This window comes from Mycolicibacterium elephantis DSM 44368, from assembly GCF_004014805.1.
GTDB classification, from domain to species: Bacteria; Actinomycetota; Actinomycetes; order Mycobacteriales; family Mycobacteriaceae; genus Mycobacterium; species Mycobacterium elephantis.
In genome coordinates, this window is record NZ_ATDN01000083.1 from 1 (window position 1) to 223 (window position 223).

Sequence of the window (223 nt, forward strand, 5' to 3'; positions counted from 1 at the left end):
CACCCCGGCCCCGAACGTGGCCGCCAACCCGATCCCGGCCACCACCGGCGCGGCGATACGCACATTGATGAACGCCGCCAAAAACCCGGTCAACGCCTCGATGCCGATATCACCCAACGAGGAATAGCCCTGCACCGCCAACGTCCCGCCCGCGGCCAACGTGAGAAACCCGACGATCGCCACCGTGCCGCCGATCATCGCCAACGTGCCCGCACCCATCGAG

General features: G+C 67.7%; 1 protein-coding gene. It reads right to left on the reverse strand.

Translation table 11 applies throughout. The features are described 5' to 3' along the window. Positions 1-223 (reverse strand): ABC transporter permease (locus tag MELE44368_RS25670; protein WP_206613867.1); only part of this gene is annotated, 223 nt, incomplete at both ends.